This window comes from Bartonella sp. AD328YNZD (genome assembly GCF_042196425.1).
Map to the genome: position 1 here is coordinate 1 of NZ_JBHIQG010000178.1, position 5,233 is coordinate 5,233.

The window sequence follows — 5,233 nt, forward strand, 5'->3', positions numbered from 1 at the left end:
GATCAATGGAGCGTTTCCTTGGTATATTAATCGAAAACTTTGCTGGACATATGCCACTTTGGCTTGCTCCTGAACAAGTTGTTGTTGCAACAATTACATCTGAAGCAAATGAATATGCCAAAAAAATAACAGCAAAACTTAAAGCTATTGGGCTTTCAGCAACAACAGATCTCCGCAATGAAAAAATTAACTATAAAATACGAGAACATTCTTTACAAAAAGTTCCCGTAATTTTGGTATGCGGCAAACGTGAAGCTGAAACAAACAGCGTAAATATGCGCCGCTTAGGAAGTACGAATCAAACCTTTTTATCTATAAAAGATGTGATTAAACAACTCTCAAATGAGGCAACACCTCCAGATTTGCAACGTGTAATAAATATATAAATCACAGAAGATGGTAAGATATCAATTTTTATACAAAATAAAACGATTTGATACTGTCGTGTTTTGGGGTTTTATACATAATTACCTATCACAAGAAAGGATCATCTGATCACACTCTACAAAGCGGATGAGTAAAAATTGAATGTAAGAGTTATAAGCCGTTTAAATGCAAAAATCTTAGACAATTGAATATTAATAAATACCAATTTCTAGCATTAATCTATTAGCTTTATAATAGAAAGATGGTGCTATTATCATAGATAAATCATTACGAATTATAGCAACATCAAGAAATAAAACTGGAAACAAGATTATATTTATTAATAAATATGTAAACTAGCTGAATGATAATGTATCTTATTCATAAAGTATAGTATTATCAAAAAAAGACAACATATTGATTTATAATAATATATACTATTATTCATATTAAATAAGAATCTCGACTATCATAGGATACTCTCATTTCAAATCTTTTTGTGTTGAATCAACCAAAATTATTCGCTTGTACGTGACAAGCGGGATGAGTGTGTGGCAACTATTTAAAAAAGGACTAAAAAGTCTCAAGAGCTAAGTTTTTTGCAAACATTGAAGGCGAGCTAAATATAATGATGATACCAGCTTACTCTTTTACAAGCGTAAAAATGTTGGTGCTCAATGGATTTACCGTTATACTATTCACAAGCACCGTAGCAAAATGGGCTTAGATGCTTTCAAAGATATCTCTTTAAAACAAGTGTGTGAATTGGAAACACAATAGCGTTATAAATTTCGCGACTTCCACTGACTAAATGTTATTTTAACTTCCCTAAGAGTTATACAGCTAAATCAAAGAAAAATTGCAAAATTCAACGTTAATTCTTTCCCCTCTTCATATTATACCAAATCTAAAATTCTTATAAAAAAAATTCGTCAAATAGATACATATGGTACATTATGCTTGTTTAACATATAAAGCTCGGGGCACACATTATAAAATGTTTAATATCTACGACACATGACTGCGCTAGACGCTATACTGATTTATAAAGAAACCTCCAAACGCATGTTTTACCCAAAAAATAAGAGAACATAAATAAAAAAACATTATCGTGCTCTATCAAGAACACGCTTACATTCAATGAGTTCAAACAGTATTTCTTGCAACAATGCTTTATCGGTTTTATCTTTGTAAAGATTCACAGAACCAACAGATGCTTCTCCCTCATTCTTTATGAAACTCAAAAGCCCAAAAGAAGATTTTTTAGGCTTATTGCTGGTATTTTCGAAAGTTTGTCCTACTTGATTTTTCTCTATGACAATATTCATGGTATCAAGATCGCCATTCCCAAAAGCAGTTACAAAAGCAACCCCATTTTCTTTCAAAAGACGCTGCACACCTTTTATTGTATAACCTTGATCATATAATAACTGCTTAATACCATTGAGTAAATCAACATCGACCGGACGATAATAGCGTCTTCCTCCTCCACGTTTCATTGGTTTAATCTGCCTAAAACGTGTTTCCCAAAATCTCAAGACATGCTGCGGAAGCTCCAACAACTCGGCTACTTCGCTAATTGTGCGAAAAGCATCAGAGCTTTTATCCATTTTTCAACACCTTATCTAAAACACGAAAAATGATTTGACAATGATTCATTACGTTTCAATTTCTCAACAAGATTAGTCAAAAATAGGACCATAATTGACTACTTACTAAACAGTTTTTTTCTCAAAATACAGGACTTTATCTTATATTTATACATTTTTAAATAAACACCAAACATTATCACGCGTTTATTTATGATATACTATTTTTTTGTCTTGCACGATGCGAATCTAAAACTCTCTGCTTAAGTACATTTGCAGCCTTAAATGTTACAACACGTCGTGGTGGAATAGGCGCTTCAACACCTGTTTTTGGATTGCGCCCAACACGTTCATTTTTACTGCGCACCTGAAAAGTTGCAAAAGAAGAGAGTTTAACAGCCTCACCTCTTACAAGTGAGTTGCAAATCTCATCCAAAACCAATTCGACCAAAGCTGCTGATTCAGTATGTGACAAGCCCACTTTTTTGCAAACTACGCTCGCTAAATCTGCACGCGTTACTGTCTTACTTGTCATTATAACCACCTATTTAAATATTAAAAATTACAAAATGACTTATACGTTTACTTGAAATATGGTCAAGTAGCCATAATTTACCAACGAATAAGAATTGCTCCCCATGTAAATCCACCTCCCATAGCTTCTAACATGATAAGATCTCCTTCTTTTATTTTTCCATCGCAAACAGCTGTTGTTAAAGCCAACGGAACTGATGCAGCAGACGTATTACCATGTTGATCAACGGTAATCACAACTTTATCTAGTGAAATTCCCAGCTTTTTAGCAGATGCTTCAATAATGCGCTTATTAGCCTGATGAGGTACAAACCAATCTAGTTGTGAAGAATCCATACCTGCAGCTGCAAAACAATCATCAACCACATCCGTTATCATACCAACAGCATATTTAAAGACTTCTCGTCCTTCCATACGCAAATAGCCTGTTGTTTGTGTTGTTGAAGGTCCACCATCAACATACAGCTTATCTATATAAGCACCATCAGAACGTAGTTTTGCAGATAATATACCACGCTCAAAAGCAATCCCCCCTTCAACTTCTTGCGCTTCCAAAATAGCAGCTCCCGCACCATCACCAAACAAAACGCACGTCGTACGATCTTCCCAATCTAAAATCCGAGAAAATGTATCGGATCCAATAACTAAAATTCTTTTAGCTGCTCCACACTGTATATAAGCATCTCCTGTTGTTAAAGCAAAAATAAAACCAGAGCAAACAGCTTGAATATCAAAAGCAAATCCATGGCTCATTCCCAAAGCATACTGAATTTCAACAGCAGAAGCAGGAAAAGTACGATTTGGTGTTGAGGTTGCTAAAATAATACAATCAATATCCTTTATTGTAAGACCAGCATTTATAAGAGCTTCTTGCGCAGCTTCGACTCCTAAAGAAACGGTTGTTTCATTTTTATTGGCAATATAACGTTGATGTATTCCTGTACGCTGAACAATCCATGAATCCGATGTTTCAACAAACTTTGCAATCTCATCATTTGACAAACTTCTTTTTGGCAAAGCGCTTCCTACACCACGTATAATTGATCGAATCATTCAGCTCTCACCTTTTTTCAGACTTTTCATTTCTATTATAAGAGCTTATCATAAGGACTCTCCATTCATCACTGCTTCTTCTTCCTGATCAAAAAGTGTTCCTTTATTTTCATGAAATCGCCGTAAATCAGCAGTTATTTTTTGTAAAAGTCCGTTATTAACCATCTCATAACCAACTCGGATAGCAGAAGCAAAACCATTAGCATTAGCACTGCCATGACTTTTGATGACAACACCATTCAAGCCTAAAAGTACTCCTCCATTCACCCTATCGGGATCCATTTTATGTTTCAGTGTACGAAAAGCTCCCCGCGATAAAAAATAACCAAGAGATGTTAAAAAAGAACTGCGCAACGCAGAATTTAAAATCTCTCCTATCTGTCGCGCGGTCCCTTCTGCGGTTTTTAAAGCAATATTACCAGAAAACCCTTCTGTTACAACAACATCTACTGTTCCTTTCCCAATGTCATTGCCCTCAACAAATCCTTTATATTCCAATCCTTCTAATTGTACTTCACGTAATATCATTCCTGCTTTTTTTATTTCGTATAGTCCTTTAACCTCTTCCACCCCCACATTTAAAAGCCCAACGCTTGGTTTTTCAGTGTGATACAAAGCGCGAAACATACCCGCTCCCATAACCGCCAAATCCACCAACTGACGAGCAGACGCACCAATTGTTGCCCCAATATCTAAAACGATACTCTCACTGCGAAGTGTTGGCCAGATACCCGCAATTCCAGGACGTTCAGCTTCTGCTAGCATTTTTAAACAAAAATAAGACATAGCCATCAGCGCTCCCGTATTACCAGCAGAAACGCAGGCATCAGCTTCACCATTTTTTATCGCTTCAATGGCATACCACATTGATGATTTACCACGTCCATTACGAAGTGCTTGGCTTGGCTTTTCATCCATGCGCGTATAACTTTCTGTGGGATAAAAGCGCGAGACAGAATCTAAACAGGGATATTTTTTTAAAACTGGCTTAACGATCTCTTCTATCCCATAAAACAGAAAATAAATATTTGACAAATATTTTTGTACAATTGCTGCTCCTGCAATAGCTGCTTCTGGACCGTAATCACCACCCATAACATCCACAGAAATTCTAATCACGCTTGCATATCCCACATCTTTTATTTACATTTTTAAATGTATATTATGATTTTTGGCTTCTGAATACTCACAAAACATATCTTGCGAAAATAGCTCCGCGGAAAATATCGTTTTTATCATAGCATACAATAGATAATTTTTTTATGTTTTTACAATTACTTCCAATTTTTCAAAACAGAAAATGGCGAGAGTTTTTGCTCTGCTTCTTCTAAATTTTTAACCACATGCATATTTATCCCCTCTTTACGTGGATAATGATTAATAGACAACTCAAAAAACTCTTCCATGATTGCACCAATATCAATTTTATCATTATAAAATACTTCCGGAGTATCAAGCCCCTCCACATCTAAAAATAATTCTCCAGTCCCTTCTGATATTTTGGGTTTTATCAAATTTGAATCTTCAGGAACAAAAACAACGTCAATATTTTCACAGAGAATATTTTCTAAAGGTTCTAATGTAACAATACATAACTGTAGTATACGTGCTTGTAACAGACCTTTTATACGCACTCCGCGTTTTTTCCACGGGAAAATATGAAATTTTCCCTCACAAGATTTTACTTCAAT

At 35.2% G+C, this 5,233-nt stretch carries 6 protein-coding genes; 1 reads left to right on the forward strand and 5 read right to left on the reverse strand.

The window, feature by feature from the left end; translation table 11 throughout:
- Positions 1-386 (forward strand): His/Gly/Thr/Pro-type tRNA ligase C-terminal domain-containing protein (locus ACFIO3_RS08510; RefSeq protein ID WP_375704313.1); only part of this gene is annotated, 386 nt, incomplete at its 5' end.
- Between the two features lie 1,086 nt (positions 387-1,472).
- On the opposite strand, the gene ACFIO3_RS08515 is transcribed toward ACFIO3_RS08510, so the two are convergent.
- From ACFIO3_RS08515 to ACFIO3_RS08535, 5 genes are all read right to left on the reverse strand, one after another.
- Positions 1,473-1,976 (reverse strand): MerR family transcriptional regulator, encoded by a 504-nt coding sequence (locus tag ACFIO3_RS08515; RefSeq protein ID WP_375608295.1) that lies wholly within the window; start codon positions 1,974-1,976, stop codon positions 1,473-1,475.
- Positions 1,977-2,166: 190 nt separating this feature from the next.
- Positions 2,167-2,490 (reverse strand): integration host factor subunit alpha, encoded by a 324-nt coding sequence (locus ACFIO3_RS08520; protein WP_375608296.1) that lies wholly within the window; start codon positions 2,488-2,490, stop codon positions 2,167-2,169.
- Positions 2,491-2,567: 77 nt separating this feature from the next.
- Complete coding sequence (locus tag ACFIO3_RS08525; protein WP_375704314.1) at positions 2,568-3,542, reverse strand: beta-ketoacyl-ACP synthase III; 975 nt, start codon at positions 3,540-3,542, stop codon at positions 2,568-2,570.
- A gap of 48 nt (positions 3,543-3,590) precedes the next feature.
- On the reverse strand, positions 3,591-4,661 hold the full coding sequence (gene plsX, locus ACFIO3_RS08530; protein ID WP_375608298.1) for a phosphate acyltransferase PlsX: 1,071 nt from the start codon (positions 4,659-4,661) through the stop codon (positions 3,591-3,593).
- Between the two features lie 155 nt (positions 4,662-4,816).
- Positions 4,817-5,233 (reverse strand): DUF177 domain-containing protein (locus ACFIO3_RS08535; protein WP_375704315.1); only part of this gene is annotated, 417 nt, incomplete at its 5' end.